The 20,325-nt window shown below is 40.9% G+C and carries 24 protein-coding genes, 1 pseudogene and 1 riboswitch; of the genes and pseudogenes, 3 read left to right on the forward strand and 22 right to left on the reverse strand.

From position 1 onward, the window contains the following. Positions 1–68: 68 nt before the first annotated feature. Entirely contained in the window at positions 69–962 is an 894-nt protein-coding gene (locus BLV33_RS27760) for an alpha/beta hydrolase (RefSeq protein ID WP_090799584.1), read from the reverse strand. A gap of 125 nt (positions 963–1,087) precedes the next feature. Here BLV33_RS27760 and BLV33_RS27765 point away from each other — a divergent pair, with 125 nt between their 5' ends. Then, positions 1,088–1,396, forward strand: a complete 309-nt coding sequence (locus BLV33_RS27765; RefSeq protein WP_090799585.1) for a winged helix-turn-helix transcriptional regulator — start codon at positions 1,088–1,090, stop codon at positions 1,394–1,396. A 544-nt stretch (positions 1,397–1,940) separates the two neighbouring features. Here the strand turns inward: BLV33_RS27765 and BLV33_RS27770 are convergent. From BLV33_RS27770 to BLV33_RS27830, 15 genes and pseudogenes are all read right to left on the reverse strand, one after another. Then, complete coding sequence (locus tag BLV33_RS27770) at positions 1,941–2,432, reverse strand: cysteine dioxygenase (protein ID WP_171909409.1); 492 nt, start codon at positions 2,430–2,432, stop codon at positions 1,941–1,943. Positions 2,433–2,708: 276 nt separating this feature from the next. Further along, positions 2,709–2,840, reverse strand: a pseudogene (locus BLV33_RS30330) (group II intron reverse transcriptase/maturase); the annotation flags it as partial. A gap of 687 nt (positions 2,841–3,527) precedes the next feature. Further along, on the reverse strand, positions 3,528–3,848 hold the full coding sequence (locus BLV33_RS30335; RefSeq protein WP_253187290.1) for a cytochrome c oxidase assembly protein: 321 nt from the start codon (positions 3,846–3,848) through the stop codon (positions 3,528–3,530). Next, the gene (locus BLV33_RS30340) at positions 3,845–4,213 is read right to left on the reverse strand and encodes a cytochrome c oxidase assembly protein (protein WP_366414925.1); all 369 of its coding nucleotides are present in this window, start codon (positions 4,211–4,213) and stop codon (positions 3,845–3,847) included. Before BLV33_RS30340 ends, BLV33_RS30335 begins: the two co-directional genes overlap by 4 nt. An 11-nt stretch (positions 4,214–4,224) precedes the next feature. Then, positions 4,225–4,386 (reverse strand): hypothetical protein, encoded by a 162-nt coding sequence (locus BLV33_RS30345; protein WP_253187291.1) that lies wholly within the window; start codon positions 4,384–4,386, stop codon positions 4,225–4,227. Positions 4,387–4,489: 103 nt separating this feature from the next. Continuing rightward, positions 4,490–4,604: riboswitch (cobalamin riboswitch) on the reverse strand. A 144-nt stretch (positions 4,605–4,748) separates the two neighbouring features. Next, a complete protein-coding gene (locus BLV33_RS27785) occupies positions 4,749–5,168 on the reverse strand; it encodes a hypothetical protein (protein WP_090799590.1) in 420 nt (139 codons plus the stop codon). A gap of 180 nt (positions 5,169–5,348) precedes the next feature. Then, positions 5,349–6,251, reverse strand: a complete 903-nt coding sequence (locus BLV33_RS27790; protein ID WP_090799591.1) for an NAD(P)-dependent alcohol dehydrogenase — start codon at positions 6,249–6,251, stop codon at positions 5,349–5,351. Positions 6,252–6,540: 289 nt separating this feature from the next. Continuing rightward, complete coding sequence (locus BLV33_RS27795) at positions 6,541–7,185, reverse strand: YczE/YyaS/YitT family protein (RefSeq protein WP_090799593.1); 645 nt, start codon at positions 7,183–7,185, stop codon at positions 6,541–6,543. Positions 7,186–7,616: 431 nt separating this feature from the next. Next, positions 7,617–8,075 (reverse strand): phage tail protein, encoded by a 459-nt coding sequence (locus BLV33_RS27800; RefSeq protein ID WP_090799594.1) that lies wholly within the window; start codon positions 8,073–8,075, stop codon positions 7,617–7,619. A gap of 146 nt (positions 8,076–8,221) precedes the next feature. Further along, positions 8,222–8,623: an SRPBCC family protein gene (locus tag BLV33_RS27805; RefSeq protein ID WP_090799595.1), complete on the reverse strand. Its 402-nt coding sequence runs from the start codon at positions 8,621–8,623 to the stop codon at positions 8,222–8,224. Then, positions 8,620–8,949: an ArsR/SmtB family transcription factor gene (locus tag BLV33_RS27810; protein ID WP_090799597.1), complete on the reverse strand. Its 330-nt coding sequence runs from the start codon at positions 8,947–8,949 to the stop codon at positions 8,620–8,622. Before BLV33_RS27810 ends, BLV33_RS27805 begins: the two co-directional genes overlap by 4 nt. Before the next feature lie 449 nt (positions 8,950–9,398). Continuing rightward, the gene (locus BLV33_RS27815) at positions 9,399–10,226 is read right to left on the reverse strand and encodes an alpha/beta hydrolase (RefSeq protein ID WP_090799829.1); all 828 of its coding nucleotides are present in this window, start codon (positions 10,224–10,226) and stop codon (positions 9,399–9,401) included. Positions 10,227–10,607: 381 nt separating this feature from the next. After that, positions 10,608–11,693 carry an RNA-guided endonuclease InsQ/TnpB family protein gene (locus tag BLV33_RS27820; protein ID WP_090799598.1) on the reverse strand — a complete coding sequence of 362 codons (1,086 nt, stop codon included), beginning with the start codon at positions 11,691–11,693 and terminating at the stop codon, positions 10,608–10,610. A gap of 2 nt (positions 11,694–11,695) precedes the next feature. Continuing rightward, positions 11,696–12,106 carry an IS200/IS605 family transposase gene (gene tnpA, locus BLV33_RS27825; RefSeq protein ID WP_139305835.1) on the reverse strand — a complete coding sequence of 137 codons (411 nt, stop codon included), beginning with the start codon at positions 12,104–12,106 and terminating at the stop codon, positions 11,696–11,698. A 487-nt stretch (positions 12,107–12,593) separates the two neighbouring features. Beyond that, entirely contained in the window at positions 12,594–13,148 is a 555-nt protein-coding gene (locus tag BLV33_RS27830) for a hypothetical protein (RefSeq protein ID WP_139305859.1), read from the reverse strand. A gap of 258 nt (positions 13,149–13,406) precedes the next feature. Between BLV33_RS27830 and BLV33_RS29075 the strand changes: the two genes are divergently transcribed. Continuing rightward, positions 13,407–13,616 carry a hypothetical protein gene (locus BLV33_RS29075; protein WP_139305860.1) on the forward strand — a complete coding sequence of 70 codons (210 nt, stop codon included), beginning with the start codon at positions 13,407–13,409 and terminating at the stop codon, positions 13,614–13,616. 16 nt (positions 13,617–13,632) lie between these two features. Next, a complete protein-coding gene (locus BLV33_RS27840; RefSeq protein ID WP_253187292.1) occupies positions 13,633–13,830 on the forward strand; it encodes a hypothetical protein in 198 nt (65 codons plus the stop codon). Positions 13,831–14,525: 695 nt separating this feature from the next. On the opposite strand, the gene BLV33_RS27850 is transcribed toward BLV33_RS27840, so the two are convergent. The 6 genes from BLV33_RS27850 to BLV33_RS27875 all read right to left on the reverse strand — a co-directional run bounded on the left by BLV33_RS27850 (position 14,526) and on the right by BLV33_RS27875 (position 20,085). Beyond that, positions 14,526–15,539: an NADP-dependent oxidoreductase gene (locus BLV33_RS27850; protein ID WP_090799604.1), complete on the reverse strand. Its 1,014-nt coding sequence runs from the start codon at positions 15,537–15,539 to the stop codon at positions 14,526–14,528. A gap of 212 nt (positions 15,540–15,751) precedes the next feature. Then, complete coding sequence (locus tag BLV33_RS27855; RefSeq protein ID WP_216234884.1) at positions 15,752–15,970, reverse strand: polysaccharide deacetylase family protein; 219 nt, start codon at positions 15,968–15,970, stop codon at positions 15,752–15,754. 1 nt (position 15,971) lies between these two features. Beyond that, positions 15,972–16,595: a hypothetical protein gene (locus tag BLV33_RS27860; RefSeq protein ID WP_090799606.1), complete on the reverse strand. Its 624-nt coding sequence runs from the start codon at positions 16,593–16,595 to the stop codon at positions 15,972–15,974. A 58-nt stretch (positions 16,596–16,653) separates the two neighbouring features. After that, complete coding sequence (locus BLV33_RS27865; protein ID WP_090799607.1) at positions 16,654–17,805, reverse strand: hypothetical protein; 1,152 nt, start codon at positions 17,803–17,805, stop codon at positions 16,654–16,656. A 539-nt stretch (positions 17,806–18,344) separates the two neighbouring features. Continuing rightward, complete coding sequence (locus BLV33_RS27870; protein WP_090799609.1) at positions 18,345–19,688, reverse strand: FtsZ/tubulin family protein; 1,344 nt, start codon at positions 19,686–19,688, stop codon at positions 18,345–18,347. After that, the gene (locus BLV33_RS27875) at positions 19,681–20,085 is read right to left on the reverse strand and encodes a hypothetical protein (protein ID WP_090799610.1); all 405 of its coding nucleotides are present in this window, start codon (positions 20,083–20,085) and stop codon (positions 19,681–19,683) included. The genes BLV33_RS27870 and BLV33_RS27875 overlap by 8 nt, the downstream gene beginning before the upstream one ends. Positions 20,086–20,325 lie beyond the last annotated feature (240 nt).

A 20,325-nucleotide genomic window follows, 5' to 3' on the forward strand; every position in this document is an offset into this window, starting at 1 on the left:
AGCCGCTGTTTTTTGAACGGTTCCCGTTAACGTCACCGTTAGTTGAGATTCGACTATCGGACGCCTCGTCATATGAGATGCTGAGTGAGGAAAAGCGCAGCACGGTCCAGAGCTTGATCGGCTTCATCGAGGACACCGGCGAACGCCTGGAAAACGTGCGGGACGTCGGCGGTAACATCGAGGATCACGTCCACGCCTGCTGCCCGTGCACGGTCGGCCATCTGCGTGGAGTCGTCAAGGAGTAACTCGTTGGTTCCGACCTGGAGCAGGAGCGGAGGGAATCCGGTGAGATCGGCGAGCGTGGCGGGGCTCAGGAGTTCCTGATTCGGGTCCTGTCCAGCGAGGTACATCGCATCCGTGTAGGCAATGCCCTCACGGGTGAAGAACGGGTCGATCCCAGCCTTGCTATCCCTGCTCGCTCCGGAGTGAGTCTGATCCAAGACTGGCGAGAACGCCACCACTGCTGCTGGCATCGGCAGACCAGCGTCCCGTGCCATGAGGCAAGTCGAGACAGCGATACCACCACCGGCAGAGTCACCTGCGAACGCGATAGACGTGGCCTCGACTCCGTTGTCCAGAAGCGCGCGATAGGCGGCGAGCGCATCGTCTAGCGCCGCAGGGAACGGATGTTCCGGAGCAAGACGATAGTCGAGCGAGATAGACCGGATACTGGTCCTGCTGACGAGGTTCGCGGTGAGAGACATGGCAGTGTTGGGAGAACCTAACACGTACCAGCCGCCATGAAAGTAGAGGATCGTTCCCGGATGGGCAGCCCGTTCGGGTTCGACGAGCACACCGGGCCGATTACCTAGGTTCGTCGGTGCGGTCCGCACACCCTCAGGTACTCTAAAAGTCGCCATCATGGCAGCAAAGCTTGCTCGCATCTCCTCGATGGTTTGTGGGTTGGACGGTCGTGGGTGCCGTAGCATTGCATCCACTGCCTTACGTTGTTCTCTGCTCATTTGATGTCCTCCTCTTTCATTAAATAATTTCTTTCGAGATATAATATACTAATTAAAAAACAAATTAGTAAGTACGAACTTTAAAGTAACGTAGTACCCAATTCGTAACCAATGGAGTGTTGTATATGAGTGGATGTCCTGTGGAGGCAACCCTCTCGGTAGTCGGGGGGAAGTGGAAAGTCCTTATTCTTTGGAATCTAGTTAATGGTACAAAACGCTTTAATGAACTCGGGCGTTCCATTTCGCAAGTTACTCGCAAAATGTTAACTGAACAACTCAGAGAATTGGAAAGCGATAAGTTAATCGTGAGAAAGGTCTTTCCGGAAGTCCCACCAAAAGTGGAATACTCACTAAGCGATTACGGTAGAACATTTATACCTGTCATGCAGGCAATGGCTCAGTGGGGGATGACTCATACTGAGAGTAAATCTTGATTTCTCAGGTAGGAGTAACAATGATGCCAGACTATGGATGGTTCAGTTTTGCCAACAAAATTGACCGTCCTGACCTAGTTTCCCCGTTAAAGCTTGGGATATACCGTTTCGATCACTGAGGTTTCTTGATTTTACGGTATCCAGGATAATTAATTGACTCCGGTGCTGCACCTTTAAAAAACTAAAGAACTGCACCCCTCTTTGGTTTTGTCTTTTTTAGATGTCACTTCGATGAATTTTCATGGTAGTTGAACAAAGGCAACCGCTCAATCTGGCCGGCTGCCTACTTATTTTTATTGCGATTGCGTGTCCCGTTAGTGTTGCTTTGAAGAGAGCGTGATGAGTTACAACAATGAACGGACTGTGAAAGAGTAACGGTCCGTTTTTTTTGTGCTAGGCGTTAAATGTTGATTTGCGTTCAAAATAACACCGCCTTTATTAGAGGCGGTGATTGAACTATCCTGCCCGTTAGCTCAACGCCCAGCAGTACAAATGTATAAAATCTAGTGTTTTATACAAATGTCCTATATTGAGCTATCGCTGTTTAAATCACATAATCCAGCACTTCGCAATAAGGAGTGTACACTTTGATGCTGCGCAATGCCGGAGTGTAAACATGCAGCGAGATCATGGCTTCCTTTCGCGGGTTAATCATCTCATGGATTTGCCCGTAAGGCACCTCCAAAATATCTCCTTCTTTGATAAGGGATTCATTGTTTTGCCCCGGATACCCGTATTCATTCGCCAAATACGACCTGTTCAAAAACTCGCCTTGAACAACGAATGTGCATCCCATGGACTCGCCATGGTCATGTATCGCCGTAGCCCGATTCCCAGGCAAATAAACGACGATAATTTCATAATCGTCGTTCAAAAGCAGCACATTTCTGCCGTAGGGCAGCTTTTTAGGTTCTGTGCAGTAAGCTAGGACTTCCTTTACTAAATCTCCGAGTGAGATGACTTTTTCTTTTAATTCCTCCATAGTGAGTTTGTTCCCGGCAGTGAATGTTTTTTCCAAAACGTTTAATAGCTCCATACCTTCTCCTCCAAGCATGCATGTATTAAGAAACCTTTGGTTTCCTATAAAAAACTTTGATACATCGTATGCCAGAGGGAGGAAATGGGTGTTTGTACCCTGGATAAATACCCAGAAAAGGCGGCCTGTTTTCTGCGACTTATTCATGATCGACCTCGATCATCACTTGTTTCATTGTAGCAATAAAAGGGGTTCAGCCCATAGCATGGGGTTCAGCCAACATTTTGACGAAATTATACGCTAAGGACGTTAAGACGCATGAACAGCGGATTTTCTTTACTCTAAGCCCATTAGATTCCAGTATTGATTATCCAATGCACGTTGCAAAATCGGACTTCCTGCAGTTCGCCAATACCCTTTTCGGGTGTTTCCCTACTCAAAGGCTTTATCCTTGGGCATGCCTAAGGAATGCTTTGATAATTAATCGTGATTCCTTCAGACTATGCTTGCTTTACGCTTTAATGGAATTGGGTAAATACCCCTGTCGGGACATGACTGATATCCCGTAGACTGATGGTGTAGTTCAAGAATTGGAGGTATTAGTTAATGGCTTATAACCCTTTCGCTTTTCCATATGGTCAATTCCCAAGTTTGTTCCCTGGACAGTACCCAAACCATTATCCCGGGCAGTATCCAATGATAACGTATCCACCCTATTACCCTGGGTCTTATCCATATGAGGGAACTCAAAGTGGTCCAATTCAATACGTCGGGCCTCAAACTGGACAAATTTTTTTTGTGCCGCTATCTGGTAGGCTTTAAAGTAGGGCTTGCTGAAAGTTTCATGAAACGTGAAGACATATGTACAAAACCCCATATTTTGAACAGAAAGGCCCTATTTTACCACTTTCCCTTTACCGTCGAATTAACGTACGTTATTGGCTTTTTGTTAGGGAATGGCCGTAACCGATCCTTTTATCAGAACAACTTGAAGGATTAAGATCGAACCGGAACCCGGCGCGCGGTGCAATTCAAACTAACCAGGACATATGTATAAAATCACTTATTTTGTGAAGAAGTAAAAGGAGCTGCGGCGGCAGCTCCTTCGTTTTTTATGGATCGTTATTCAACTAACGTTTACATCAGTAGATCCCGTCATGCCCGATTCCAGTTACCTGGAGGAGTATTCATACCTTCTTGGGGCTCGTAGCCCTGCGGATATTCGACATGTTCCGTCAGTCGTTCCCTGCGGTACCATTTGAAGAAAACATACGCAAGCACCGAACCATAAACAATTTCCTGAATGATCTTCATAAGGACTCCGCCCAGCTGCTGATCGTCTAAGGGGGATAAATGGGCAAAAGGCACCGTAACATGGGTATACATATCATAAAGCAGACTGCCTGAAAAAATTATCAAAGCACATGCGGGTGTAAGGATAACCCCGTTAGCGAAGATATACGCAATCTTCTTCAAATCACAAAGCCGATGAGCTCAGGTAGCTGACCAAACACCGGGAACCACATGAGGAACGCTGTAACCAGGAGTACCAAGTGATAGCCAAGCAGCCATAAGGAGTGCTCCATTAAGCCATCCATAATAAACGGCATATGATAGATCGATAGTAGGATATTAAACATGAATATAGCAATTAACGGCTTGGTGAAAAAAGATAACAGTGCAAGCACCGATCGATTTCTAACCAAGGGCCTAAGCATCCATTCCGGAATTCCCGTCCATATGAAGATGGGCACCGTCAAATACAAAATCGATTGCTGCAGCATATGAATACTAAACAAATAGTGATGTCCGAAATAGTTAATAGGACTGCCTTGCCCGATATAAAAGAGCGTTAAACCTGTATAAAATGCAAGCTTTGACGCAAACTTACCGGCTCGGCACCTTTAATTACGTTAGCCAGCTTACCATATACAAACCCAACTACTACAACCAAGAGCAAAAGCACAGGATTCCAGAGATCAAAAAATCCTGCAGCTTGATGCATTGGATCCATTATTACCAGCTCCTTTCCAATCATGCTTCAAGAAAAAAAGAGGAGGCCCCTTACAAACAAAGCCGCCTCTTTAAGATCCTGCACCCAAAAACAACAGTGGCATGAAATGTCCTCGCTCCTTGGCATGCATCCAGAACAAGAGCTGGACCGCTCGGGGTTTACACCCGATTCCCTGTTACCCCTTGTCTTCACAAGGGACCTAGTTTGACGATATGAAATTTTAAGCATTGCTTTATTTATATTCGTGATTCGAACTCGAATTCCTTTTTTGAAGCGATGGATCGAGACATATGTATACAATTGGGTGTTTTGTTCATATGTCCTTTATTGAGCTATCGTTTCCGCTTAGCAAAGACGATTTTTTACAGCAATTCACCTAGAATATTTAATCTAATTTGCTTTGCGTTGCCATTGTACGACCATATAATTTGGTTATTCATGAAAAACAAATGTAAATTATTTATATCATTCTTAACCGAATAACCATATGATTCATATTTATTTAAAATTTCTTCGTAAGACAATCTAAGTGGATATTTGTGTTGACTAAAATAAGGGAATGGATGCACTTCAGTTAAACCCATTTGTGAAAGTTTTTCTTGATATCCATCGGGAACATAAATACGGTCAACCATAGCAATGTCCTTATTTGAACAACCATTGAAAAAGAGCGTGGCTAAAATAATTATAAATAACCACAGAAATCGTTTCACAAATATCAACCCCAATTCCATATAAAATTCAAAATTTTCTAACCTCACCACCTGCCTTGGTTTCTCCATATTTTACAGTTTACTCATAAAAATATCCATTATTATTGAACTTTACTACCCATTAGCATAGCGAAGGGCCGCCAGCGGCAGCCCTTCCGTCATTTAACTAACGTTCTCCGTTAGCTGAGCGGGTTGCCGATCGATCCCGCGGCAACGTCGTATTGTAGTTTATTGAGTTCTTGTTCTCCGTTAGCGTAGAATATCCGGCTCTATTAGGATCACAACATTTCCTTTTTTGTGTCCTTTTTCAACATATTCGTGAGCTTGAGTAATTTGGTCAAAAGGATAGCAGCGATCGATGACTGCTTTTAATGTTCCGGATTCAGCAAGTTCTTTAAGGAATTTCAAGTCTTCAACATTTTCTTTTGCAATTCCGTGTGAAACCGAAATATATTTGCCGCCCACTGATAGTGCATCTTTGCAATGGGATTTTGAGCTTTTTCCAACGGCATCGAAGATAAGGTCATACCGATTTTTCGTAAAATCTTCTTTCGTATAGTCAATGACGTGATCCGCTCCCAGGGATGTAACCAACTCAAAATTTTTGCTGCTGCATACTGCGGTAACCTCCGCTCCAAAACGCTTGGAGAGCTGTATGGCCGAAGTGCCTACTGACCCGGAAGCACCATAAATGAGCACCTTTTGGCCTTTGCGAATGTTTCCTTTTCTAAGAAAGTACAGGGCGGTCGTTCCTCCAAAAGCAATAGCTGCCGCCTGCTCATACGTCATGTTTTCCGGTTTGATGGTCAATGCCGCATGTTCGGAAAGGGTAATATATTCAGCGTGTGCACCGAATTTCATCCCGTTATAAGCAATGACAGGATCGCCCGGTTTGAATTTTTTCACGTTTTTGCCCACGGCCTCAATCTTTCCCGATAATTCACTGCCCAATATCGGTTTTCTTGGTTTTCTTATACCAAAGAGCAGTCTCATTGCCCACATCTTGCTCGTTCGCACCACGCAATCGCCGGGTGTTACGGTCGTTGCATATATTTTAATTAGCACCTCGTTGTCTTTTACAGGAGGCTTCTCAACCTCTTGAATCTGAATGACGCTGGGTGGCCCGTATGTTGTGCATATTGCAGCTTTCATTTTAATTGCCTTCTTTCTCATTGGATTATTTTACGGCTGTGACTGTTCCCGCCATTTTATTGTGCATAGCTGCCGGACCAGCACTTTCATATGAAATTATATGAAATTCAATTAAAATCCCCCTACATGTTATTCTCGTTTAATTTATCATTTGTTATTACGCAATTCTGCCAGTTAGTGCAGCGAAGGGGTGTCTCGCGGTACCTTTTCAATGTTTCGACTATCGTTTCCGTCGTGGAATAACTGATTAGAAAAAGGAGGTTGCCCATAAAGGGCATCCTCCTTCCAATTATAACGGAATCTCAAATTGTCCCTTTTGCTTCCGATCCAGACTAGCGATATAGGAACGCATCAGCTTCATGGAAAATTGAAAGATCGGGCTTTGAATAAAGGTATATGCTAACGTCATAATAAACACTGGACCGCCAAGGATGAAGCCGATAATCAAGACGATACTCTCGACAACGATTCTTGCCCGGCTGACCGATAACCCGGTTTTTTCCGAAATGGAAAGCATGAAACCATCCCGAGGACCGGCCCCGATTCCCGCAGCCACATAGATGCCTCCGCCAATGCCAGTTATGATGATACCCATCAACAAGATGAGTAGATTCAACCACCAATGATCCGTTTCATGAGGAAGAATGTTGAGATGCAAAAAGAAATCCATGATCGGGCCGATTGACAAGGTATTTAAAAACGTACCAATGTTAATATACTTCCTATCAACGACGAAGGCGATCAGCACAAGTACTAAGCCGCATATGACACTCCACGTCCCAATCGTGAACCCGAACCGATGGAACAGGGCGACGTTTAATACCTCCCATGGATGCAGCCCCAAAGATTGAACTTTCACCGCAATCGCATTCCCTAATCCAAAGAAAGTTAAACCAAGAAAAAAAATAAAATACCGTAATAGCCGGTATGCCATCTCTTCACCTCTAGATCATATATATCCATCTACTTTAGATGAAGAAGGATAAAAGTACAAGATTTATGAAATTCAAAGGTTGTTACCCGGTATTTCAAAAGCAATTTGTACTATTCTGCCCTTAGCTTGATGGAGCTATCACTCGTTCCGTAGCAGCTCCATTGCGTAATAATACTTAACTCTTGTATCCGTTAGTTCAATGAACTTTCCCGACTTCCTTAAGGTTTGCGCATTATTGAAGCTGCGAGAAATCATACGAAAATGTCAACATTCCACATTTTTCATGAGTGACCCAGATTTTTAGTGATTTAATAAATTCAAAGAAGAACTTGGAATTATTATGCTGCATTAAACTGCCCTTTAGTGCAGCGCGGCGTGCAAACGAAATAGCGATGGATCGGATCCCACCGCTGTTTGCGCTTTTGCTTACTTTAATATTGTCCTTTAATTACAAAAAACGAGCCCCGGATTGTTCCAGCTAGTTTAGATTTCTGCCTAGCAAACTTAAACTTCACTTCTAACTCCTTTGGTACCTCCATCCCCTCAGAAAGCTTAAAACCAACGGCCCGCTTCTTAGGCTCATCAATCATGACGTTGACCACAAGACCATCCTCATAAAAAACGTAGGCCATTTTGATATTTTCCACTTGAAAGCTCGACGTTTCTAAAGGTTTGGCTGCAAACTCAATATCACGTTCTTCTTTCAAAATTCGGTTCACATAATCAAGGGTCTCCTGGCTTTCACTAGCTGGTACAACCGTAAATTCATGTTTGTATTTGTTCATGAAGTAACGGGCTTCATTAGCACGTAAACCAGCAAGCGCTTCTACTACAGGTGAAGACTCTAAACCAACCGTAGACACATTATTAAAATCAACGGTATAGGACATTTCTATCTCTCCCTTTTCCTCTTTATCATTTCACAAAAACTAAGCCGTTTCGGTATATGTTGATTCGAGTCAATCAAGGTTCATCTTTCATTGCAATCTTGCTTCATTAGTGCGAACAAAGCAGTGAATTTCTGTATCAGATTGTATTACAAATCGGCCAACACTTTTTCAAGCTGTCCGCACATGCTCATCCAGCCGTATTTTGCTCCTCCAAGAGCTTGATCTTTGCTGAAGCCGGTTTGATCAAGATGCAGATGAACAGTTCCGTCTTTATCTACTTGCAATGTCCAGATCATCGTAGTGTTCTCTCCTCCGCTGACCCAGGTATAGGACAAACGGTGCGGTTCGTCCACTTCCAGCACTTCGCAATGGATGATGCCGTCCCAATCACCATACGGTTGCTGACGAAACTGAAAACGATGGCCGACAATCGGTTTGAAATCGTTGTCCATGACCCACTTGGCCAACGTATCCGAATCAGTAAGGGCGGCCCATACTTTTTCTATGGAACTGTTAAATTGATAATCCAGTGAAAGATCCTTGCTCATTGTTGTTCCTCCATTAATAAATGGTCTAATTTTTGCAGATTTGTTGTCCAGAATTTTTCGTAGTAAGATAACCAGTCTTCAATTTCTCTCAGCGGCACGGGGTTCAGGCGGTTGCGCGTTTCCCGGCCGACTTTGCGATCGGTTACGATGCCAGCTTCCTTCAAAATCGTCAAATGCTTGGCAACCGCGGTGCGGCCCATTGAAAAATGCACCGTCAGCTGGTTGAGCGGCAGTTCATCCGCGTCCGCCAACAGGCGAATGAGCTTGCGACGGGTCGGATCGGCAACAGCATGGTAAACATCACACGTTGATGCGCTTGCGTTCATCATCAGCCTCTCCTCTATATTATATATGACACCATATGGTATCTTAACCATAATACAATAAATGATGTTGTGTCAAGTGATCAGGGGATCAAGCAGAGCTGACGCATAAAAAAGTATAAAATTCCATATATCATTTTAATTCATCTGCATAATACTGAAGACCTCTGGCAAAAGGTTTAACAGTGTCAGGGGAAAGAAGCAGTATTGCATTTATGAGTGTGCAAACAGACTCTTTAGACTCACCTGAACTAAACTGAGACAAAGCATAGAAAATATATTCAAGCCGGTGTTCACTCCCATCTATATATAATCCTCCACTTAATTTATATTCAATTATTCATCTTTAATTTAATATAACTGCCCGTTAGCTCAACGAAGAGGCTTTCCTTTTTGACAGGAAAGCCTCTTCGTTGAATCACAAACTTTGACGCGGCAAGCTGTTGAGCAAGTTATTTCCCAACATAAAAAAGCAAATAATTATCCACCATCGATTTCCAATAGTCCCCATCATGCTTTCCTTTATTTAAGTGATATTCAACGGAGACTCCTTTAGCTTTTAAAATACCATATAATTTTTCCGAACCCTCGTAAAACTTGTAGCCATCTTGATCTCCACAATCCAAGTATACCTTCATATTTGATAAATTTAGATTTTGCGAAAAAATAAGCGGATCACGGGTTTGTCGGACTGTATCGGTTGGATAAAGAAAAGATTTCAAACCATTCTCACCGCCAGTTGTAGACCAATCGTTCAAGAATAAAGCAGGACTGTTCCCTCCAACCTTACTAAACAGATCGGTATGCAAGAAAGCAGTATGCAGGCTAATAAATCCACCCATTGACATCCCACCGATGAAACGACTCTCGCGTGTAGCTAATGTACTATAATGACTATCGACATATCCAATAACATCGTTGTTCAGATAGTCCTCATACATGCCGTTATAAGTCGTGTTTGGATCTCCTGGATTGGTAACAGAGTAGGTTTGAGAAGAGTTAATGCCGTAGCTGTTATCCAGCTCTGGAGAAACCATGATCAGCGGTACGATTTTCCCCGCCTCGATTAATTTGTCCGCAGCTTGATCGATCCCCATTCCGGGTACCCAATTCGTCTCATTCCCTGTGTACCCATGGATAAGGTATAAAACAGGATAATGTACTGCAGAACTATAACCCTTTGGGAGGTAAATGTTCATTTTTTTATTTTGATTAAGAGATTTACTATAAAAGGTTATTTTTTGAATTTCCGAAGCTATTAATGGATTATTCTTGTCCATTGCAGGTGATTCTTGGGAGAGTGTCTGAATGGATTTCGGTTCATTGTTCATCGCACAACCTCCGATAAACATACAAAGAACTATCAAAATTGTCATGTATGATGAATATCTGAAACGATTCATACCTGTTCTCCTTCACTTGTTCTTATTCAATTCCAACACGATCAATCGAACTGGAACGCCAGTGGGACTTTTTCATGGTATACAATAATTAAAGGTTAATGCATTTGGGTGAGATTTATCATAAATGCTTGCAATATCCATTGTAATAAACCAACCGGTGACATGCTCCCATGCCTAAAGGCAGGGGCTTCTCAGATCATCGGGGATCGTAACCTTTCCCCTCCTTGGAGGCTCTATCCAAGCCTAGTCTTTTTTAGGTTACGATACGTTTTTCAAAGCTAGGTTTAGTATGTTAATCGCCGCATTTACGTCCCGATCTGCAACGTATCCGCAAGAACATTGATGCGTTCGTTCGGATAGTGTTTTTTTGACGATTTCACCACAGTTGGAGCATTGTTGAGATGTGTTGTATGGATTCACTTGCACCACTTGACGACCGGCACTTTCAGCCTTGTACATCACGAATTGTACGAGTTGCTGCCATCCTGCATCAACAATGCTTTTTGCAAGATGATGGTTCTTAACCAACCCTAATACGTTTAAATCTTCAAAAGCAATCAATTGGTACTGGTTTACGAGTTTACGAGAAACTTTGTGCGCATGATCTTTTCGCTGATTGGCTACATGCTCATGCAATTTCGCCAATTGATGTACAGCTTTGCTTCTACGTTTCGAACCTTTTTTCTTTTTGGATACGGCACGTTGTAGATGTTTCAATCGTTGTTCACTTAGACGAAGATATTTGGGTGATTCTATCGGTTCTCCTTCAGATGGTATTGCAAGGTGTTTGAGTCCTAAGTCTATACCAACCTTCATGTTTGTTATAGGCAAAGGTTTGGCTTCAACTTCACACGAAAAACAAGCATAGTATTTTCCGTTTTTGATAATGATGGAACAGGTTTTCATCTTGCCTTGCAGTTCTCGATGTAGTTTTATTTTCACTTCACCGATCTTGGATAGCTTTATTTTATTGCCATGGATTGTGTACCCGCCTTGCGGATAGGTAAACGAATCGTACCTCGATTGTGGTTTGAAACGTGGGAACCCTGGAGTCTCGGCTTGCTTCACTCGTCTAAAAAATGCTTGATACGCCTTATCCAATCGTTTCGCAACATCCTGTAACACTTGCGAATGCACTTGCTTTAATGCCGGAATGTGTTGTTTACGCTCGTTGAACGTGTTTGCTTGATCGTAGTAGTTCGGTGTTTTCCCTTCTTGTTTGTAGCCAAGAATACGTTCCTCTAGTAACCGGTTATACAACAAACGGCAGCGTTCAAGAGTAAATTGTATCTTCTGTTTTTGCTCTTTTGTTGGGTATATTCGGTATTTGTAGGCAACAAGCAATACTATTCACCTCGTTCTTTTTGGCTTTCAATATATTTTTTGATTACATCCAGTTGAACTGTACCTACGGTTGCAACAAAATACGAGTTTGTCCATAGGGAAGGGAGTCTACTTTTTAGATGGTTAAACTCTAGTCTTAGCACTCTTGACGTGTACCCTTTCAAATGTTTCACTACTTTGTGGATTCCAAACTGTGGATCGCATTTGATGAGCAAATGAACATGATCGGGCATGATTTCCATTTCAACGATTTCTGTGTTTAACGCTTTAGACTTCTCTAAAAACAAACTTTTTAGCCTTGTATCAATTGGTTCTTTGAGTACCTTTTTTCGATACTTAGGACAAAAAACAACATGATATTTACAATCAAAAACGATATTATGATTACTTTCTGCTTTTCTACTCAATGTCATCACCTACAGTAAATTGTACCACAAATAGTTAGTTTAATGTAGTTTATCTAACATGTTTTAAAGAGAGAATTTAAGAATTTTGCTCTTAACATCCCTAAAGGGATGCAGAGCAAATTGCCTTATATCCCCATGGCTAAAGCAAGGGGTTTTACGGCGAATTTGATAATTAATGATGCAACACAGCTCATAAAATAAATGGCAGACTCAAACTGGAATCTAACCTCATGGTAAATAATACCACATAAATCTAGACATTTGTACAAAAACCATTATTTTGTACGGATGTCCTTTGAGCTATCGGTTTTCCGTTAGCGTAATAACTCGTTTGATCTTTGACCTGTCTTTACCATACCACTTTCCTAATGACTGTAAGCCCATCTTCAGTTAGTCAGGAGACCGTTGTTGTCGATATGGGCCTGATTTGCAATGATTACCGTGCCTTTTGCGTCCATACCTTCCACCTTGAATGTTGTGTTCCTTCGATCGGCTAGGTAAGCATACCATTGAGTTGAGAATAGCCTCGGTGTGCGTCACGAACCACTTTAGCCATTTGTTGTACATCGTTATCGTCCGTTATTCGAACTTGGGCGATTCGTGGATCTATGGTGGTTCCAAACATCAATGGAAATGGTGCACCCTCTTTAAAACTGATATATTTGTAGATTAAAGCTCTTTTGAATCCTTTAGTTAGCCCTTCGTTATATTCGTTTATTGTCACAAAATCAATCCAAGTTTCTCCACCGCTTACCCAGTTCCAGCCCTGAGATTTTGAATTTATATATCCGACTTCCCAAGTCATTCCCGGTTTCTCAGTACTTAACTTTTTCGTGAATATTAATATACCGTTTTCACCACTGTTTTCCTTGTAGAGCATCTCCCGGCTAGGATCGGGATTTTTTTGATCAATTATTTTAAGAAGTTCGCGGTCTGTAAAAGAAGCTGCCATTTTTTCCTGATGAATTTGTAAGGGATTGTTAAACAGCATTACGCTTGCTATAATCGCAAGACATAAACTTACTGGTACTATCCATCTTAAGCCCATATACGCTCTCCGTCCCTGTTGGCTCTTTTGCACCTTCTCTTGTAATTCCTCTATTGGCATCAGCAGTCTTTTTGCGTCGACGCCGCTATGTTTCCGTTAGCTTAACAAACATTGCTTTTCTGACATCATACCCAAGGCACTTCGTTCCCTCTAGGAAAACGAAATGAAGGAAATTTGATTTTTATATCGAATAATTTCAAATAATGATGAATAGTTGGTATAGATGAAAACGTTATTTAAGAAGTGAAGGTCGTATAAATGATAAAACTCCCAAAGCAATTGAGGAATAACGAGGACTGCAATATCTGTGTCAATCTGAGAGTCGCCGTTAAAGTAATCTCTGCAGATCATGTTCAACTACTCCAACGCGGTCTAATCACCGGGTACGATCGAAATTATATATCCGTAGACGGCGCAGCTTTCGACCGGAGATATTACATCTTCTTAACGGTTGGTAGCTATGATTAAGGGGTTAAGGACCGATGTGGAATTACTAGCGGCCGCGTTATTCCAGCGACCAGTTACCGTCTGGCTCCATCGGGGTCTCGGTGATAATTACGGCGACATTCCACTTGATAAAGGTGGAATCATCGAGCAGATTACGCCGGTTAGCGTGAGAATACGCTGTATCGATGGAAGTAAAATGTATTATTCCCGGGATAACGTAGAGTTCCGGGTTTAACATTCGGAGGGTAGCAAAACAACCTGTTTTGTTCAGATGTCATTTATTTAACTTTCCGTTCTCCGTTAGCGTTTAATGACCGGATATACGTATAAATAAAGGCGGTTTTCACCCTGAAGTTAATTATTTACGCCACTATCCTAGCACATTCGGCGTCTGATTCTAAATACTCTTTTTCAATAATATCTATTGCCACGAAAAGTAAGTAATTAGAATTTTATTTTATAAACACAAATTTAAAAAAGATGGCTACATAGATGATACCAATTATTAAAGTGAAAACAGAAAATAGTGTGTAATTTAATGGGATGTAGTATTTATCAATATTAAAATAAATAATCAGATATAAGAATGTCATAATAAAAGCTAATTTCCATGCTCTTGGAGATTTTGTTGTCTTTATTAAGTAAATTGTAATGAGTATGCTAATCAAATTCCCTATTATCCCCATTTTCAAAAGCTCCTTTTTTTATTTGCAACATTCGCATAACTTCACCTTGGTGGTAATATTCCCTGGCAAATATTTCATTATTCTACACGACAGCGGAATAGGCTACCGTGATTAAATCTGCGGTAGCCTGCTGTGGTATTTTATAAAGCTATCGTATCCGTCCCTCGGTTTTAAGGATTTTTCTCACGTATGCTCACTCACTCGCAGGATTTCATTACCTCCTTCATATAGGGTATTCCGTTCTTTAAGATGGATCTGCTACCTTAACAAGCTGCTTACCCAAATTTTCTCCAGCAAATAAACCAAGAAACGCTTGAGGGGTGTTCTCAAATCCGTCAATTATATTTTCTGCATATTTGAGTTTTCCCTCCATCAGCCATTGTGCTAATTGTGTAATTCCCTCTGGAAAACGAGAGGCATAATCACCAATGGTAAATCCTTTCATCATCACGCTGTAGGTAATCAATAGGCCTTGCACACGAGGACCTACCTCCACCTGCTCTGAATTGTACATGGAGATTTGGCCGCAAACTGGAATCCGTGCGTGTTTATTCACATTACTGAGCACAGCATCCGAAATACTTCCACCTACATTATCAAAATAAATATCGACACCGTTCGGACATGCTTTCTTTAGATCTGCAGCTATATCCGTGCTTGTTTTGTAATTAATGGCAGCATCAAACCCGAGCTCATTCACTAAATAATCGATTTTTTCTCCAGAGCCGGCAATACCTATGACTCGGGCACCTTTTAATTTGGCAATCTGCCCCACAACCATGCCAACGGCACCTGCAGCACCTGAAACCACAACAGTTTCACCTTCTTTGGGTTGGCCGATATCCAACAAACCAAAGTAAGCCGTTAAACCAGTCATGCCCAGAACGCTTAATGCAGTTGATATAGGTGCTAAATCTGGATTAATCTTCGTTGCTTGTGTTGCCTTCACAGTAGAATATAGCGCCCAGCTTGAACTACTCACGACAATATCACCTTTTTTAAAGCCATCGCTCTTTGACTCGACAACTTGACTAACATTACCACCTGTAATAGCCTCTCCAACTTGAAAAGGAGGAATATAGGATTTGCGATCGTTCATTCTACCGCGCATGTAAGGGTCTACTGAAATATAAAGCGTGTGTAACAACAGTTCTCCTTGTATCGGCTGCGGTATAGGAGATTCAACAATTGAAAAGTTTGCCTCAGTCGGCATCGCCTGCGGTCGGCTTGCTAAAATAATTTGTTTATTGACTGACATAAATAAGCCTCCTCATATCGTATTTTCGGTTTTGTTGGAAAAATTAAGACAATAGTTCTTATTGTGTCTCGCTTATTCTATCTTCATTACTGAACTTTTATTTCTGACGAATTTGAATGATAAAAATATCGGTTATCTCCCCTTTCTGAGCATCCTTCCAGTAAAATGTAAAGATGAATATAGTCTGATTGTCCACAACAGATGGAGGAAGGTCAAAATAATTCGTACCCAAACCGCTTTCGATCATCTCTCGATTTTATCAAAGCATCGGTCTGATTGATTTCACTTTGCACTTTATCGTTCGGCAGCTTGGTTAGATTGTCATGGTCCCAAGAATGATTTCCTATCCTGTGTCCCTCCTGCTCGATCCGCTGTATAATTTGAGCAAGCACCATTTGCGAAAAAAAAATCACCCCGTAGGTGATGATCACTTTAACTCCTGGTTTGCTGTTTTTTTGTCTTCCGGTCTATAAGCCGGATCAGGACCCAAAACGCGATTATACTCAGTACGGCGGCAATAGCCGATCCCCCGGCATGAATTAGCGCGACGACGGCAAATGCGGTGGTCAATAAAAAATGCACTTTCCGCATGTATTTATTGGGCACACGCCGGATTAAGAAACCATATCCACCTAAAGACAACAGCAATGCGAAAGCAGCGATTCCGGTGTACGTTTCTCTTTTCACCGCCGCTTGAACCAGGAAATAAAACCCGTGTATGGTAATCAGAAAAATGGCCGCATAGCCTGCGAACTGATGAAGTTTATCAAACCATTTTACGAGGAATTGAATGACCGAAGACGAAGATCTCCTCTTCTTCTTCAATTGCAGCCAAGCATAACTGACAGCCCCGCAAAAAATCGCGATCGTCCCGATTGTCCGGAAAACCCCTTCTCTGCCTTTTTGCCCTCCTAGTTCCATAGTTTGAGGCGGGGAACCTATATTCATCGAATTCGGCCCTTGGTGGGCCACTCCAAAGAACGAATATAAAATTAAGATTATACTTGCCGCTGTCACTAGAATGGCGGGAAAAAATATAGATTTCAAATTTTTCATGACGATTCCTTCTTTTTTGTTATGGTGCAAAAATTAGAAAGTATAGTAACTACCCACATTAAAAAATCCCCAACCATTTTTTTCTTTTCTTTGATGAATCCAGGTTAGCTATATATGAACGAATCTCAAACGATAAGTCTGGATTTTCATCATGCAGTTTAATCAATTTTAGTCTGGCCTCTTCACTTTCCTTTTTGGAAGATGAATCACTAATGGCCAGATTAAATAAATCGAGACATTCACTTTTAAGCTCACGGATACGGAGCTCTTTTTGATCTTGTTTATACTGGCTAAGTTTTAAAGTAGCCGAACTTTCATACATTCGGATCGTAAAGGCTTGATTAGGGTATTCAATTTCTAGTTCTTTTAATTTCTCAATCAATTCTTCTTTTTGATTTATATCTGTTGCAGGATTAGTAAAATTATCATAGATGCTTTTTATTTTCTCTTTACACTCTATCTCACTAGTTAAGGAATATTGTTGTAAAATTTCCAATTCAGCTTTAAGGTCAGTGGCAGATACTTTAGAATCAATCCGCTGTTTCAATTCTTCAAGTTCTTTGTTAGCCTCGGTTAATCTTTCTTCCAGCTCTTCCATCTTTTTATCAGGCAAACTTAATTGTTGCCTATCTTCTAAACTCTTTTCAATTAAAGTCTCTAGTCTTAAATCTAGCCCCCCCTCTTCGTTTACCTTAAGGGCACCAGAATTTGCTAGTGCCGTCATAAAGTTCTTTATCATGGCCATATTCTTTAGATCATCTTGGTTAAATACGGATGGTAATGTCTCTTCTGTATCTCGCCTGATAGGGCCTATTACGGATATTGAGGGTCTAACACCTGCAAGCTCCGCTATCATAGCGGGCTTCATACCATTTTTTCTCAGTAAAAGTAGCATTTTAAGCCGGAACACGGCTTTGTAATCAAGTACGGCTAGTCTCCCTACAGACCTACTTTCTATATATAGATTATATTCCTTTAGCCAGTGCCTCATAGTCCCACCGGTTGATAAATATTGTGGATCATCCGGTGAAGAACAATACCAATTCTCAAATTCTGTAGTCGTATATTCTCTTCTTTCAGCAAGTTCTTCTATTATTTCGTCAAATAAATCCTGATCAAGTTTTTCACGGAGTATATGTTTATATACGGGATCTTGGCTAAATTCAGTTGCCAACGTAACACCCATAATTCTATCTTCCAATTCGTCCATTTTTTTCACCTCAAGAAGTATAATACCACAAAAATCTACGTTTTAAAGCATATTTTATCAATTTGATTTCAATTGAGTTTCATCGAATTTAATAAAAATATTAAAATCCACATATGAAAAGTCTTTATTGAGCTTGATAAATGCAGATTTATATTAAAAATATAAAAAAATATAAAAAATTATTAAAATTAATTAAAAATTATGAAATTCGATGAATATTAATTTGAAATAGGCTTTATTGAGTTTCATCGAGTTTTTTGGTTTGAAAAACACATATAACATTGCTGACAAGGGGGTTGAGGACAACTCATCAAGTGGTAAAAAGTATCATCTATAGGCCGTTTATACATCTTTGTGGACTGAAAATAGAACGTGAGGCTTCATCTTATGACGTTCAAACTCAGATAAATGAAATAATGAGGGGATAAATTTATTGGTTCTTAAAGAACCAGTACTGGTTCTTTAAGAACCACTTTCTAAAAATCAGCATAAAAAAGCGCATCGGAAGAAATACCGATACGCTTTTTTTATGCTGATTTTCAAATATCTTCAAGAGTTACACGTTTCTTTTCAGTCGTATTATTACCTTGATCCATTAGATCATCTAATGTAACTTTCTTTTTAGCTGCAACTGTTGTAGTGGTTTTAGCAAAGACACTGTCAAATCCCTCAAGAGCTGCGCTTACCTGTCGTGTAGCCAGCTCTTTTTCCTCCTTACGTCTTTTTTCTTCTGTATATTTGGACATAAGTGTTTCAAGTATGGAATCAGGAAGTTTTGGTGTTACGGCTAGTCCCATTAAAAAAGATTTTGCAGTTAGTGAGTTTGTTTGTATAACTGCTGAGTGTAGAATGCTAGGCTTCCCTAGAATTTTATTAGTAATAGGTTTGACTTGATCAACAATAGAAGGGGGGAGGCTCTTATGTTTGCTCGTAATGAGGGCGATCCCACCAGCTAAGGTGTTACCAACATCCAAAGAGGCGAATACCTCATTATTCTTGAATAGAGAATCAATTTCATATTCCAAATTGATTTCATTGTCATAGGTAAATTCTCTCTTGTTAATCGTTAACCAACCTGGGGTAGTAAGGATTTCTATTAACTCTGCAGAGTCCATGGATACTTGCCCCGAAAGCAAAGGAAGAACCATGATTTCAAAGAAGGTTCTGGCCAGCATAATGTTACTGTAATCGAGAGCGGAGAAAGAACGGTTATGATAAGTTAGTGGTTCTTGCTTTTCGTAATAATTTCTTATCAATTCATTATCGATGAGAATCACAGAACCAATCTTTTTTTCGCTGATAAGATCTTGCAGGTATTTCAATCCCGATAAAGCGTTTTGCCAGATGTCGGGATTAGATTCATCTCGAGCTGGCAGAGAGGCTACAACCATAACAGAGGAATTACCCTTCTCGGTTATCTTACCAGCCATCTCACGCACTTTTGTGATCCATTCGGCAGCTGTGGGGATGGCACCGTTTCCTTGACCACCGCCTAGGGCTACAGTTAGGATAAGTAAATCAGAATCTTGAGTTTCAATAGCAATTTTTTTGAATGCATTGATATTTTTTTGAGCAATTGAGTGACCGATCGCCGCGTTTTTAGCTGTTCCTTCAAGCTTACCGCGTTCTGGGTCTGTTAATATTATTTTTCTTTCTATCCAATCATGTTCTTGCATATCTACGGTTGCTGAATTTACCATCCAGATATCCCAACCAAAGCGTGCTAATTCAGCACCTTTGCGTCCACCACCTTGTCCAAGCGTTACAATATTTATGTTGAGGACATCTTTAAGTCGCTGTTCAACCTCAGTGCTTAAGGCAAAAGGTGCAATAGTAGAGCGTATCGCTCCTAGATCCATTTCTTTAAAATTAGTTTTAAGCATTTTGTTCGTCTCCTTTGTCAGTGGAATCCCGTAATTTGTATGTATGCATAAATGATTCGTATTCTTCAGTGGTTAACTTAACAAAATTATCCTTATCCAATTGGAGATCATTGATTAGATACAGCGCTAGCTGCGTCCCGCGTATCGTAGGAAAGTAAGGTGTACTGGAACCTTTTTCATTCCTAGTGATGAATTTAGTTGCTTCTAAAATTAAAAATGCATTATCATACCGGCGTCGTTTTATCCCCCAATCAGGGAGATATGATTTTTTATATCCTCCTCTTTCCCGGAACCTCCAAACTTGTTGGAAAATATGTAAGACGTCTTCATCTTCGAGATTAGTAGCTAGTAATTCCAATGTGGAAGGTTCATATTCAAAGTTGTCAAATGGATTCATAGCCTCTTCCTTTCAGTAGGATAAAAAGATAGGATTTTAATGGTTCTATAAGAACCATTATTATCTAATTTCAGCTGCTTGTCCAGTATTTTGATATGGATTTTACTCTAAATGAAGCAAAATCCATACTAAAAAGGTTCTTTAAGGACTAAAAACTGATTATTTAGCATTTAATTGTGGTTCTTAAAGAACCTTATTAATTAATGTTTATCACTCTATTAAATAGTCAATACTAATAAA

Origin of the sequence: Paenibacillus sp. GP183 (genome assembly GCF_900104695.1) — a bacterium.
Classification (GTDB): Bacteria; Bacillota; Bacilli; order Paenibacillales; family NBRC-103111; genus Paenibacillus_AI.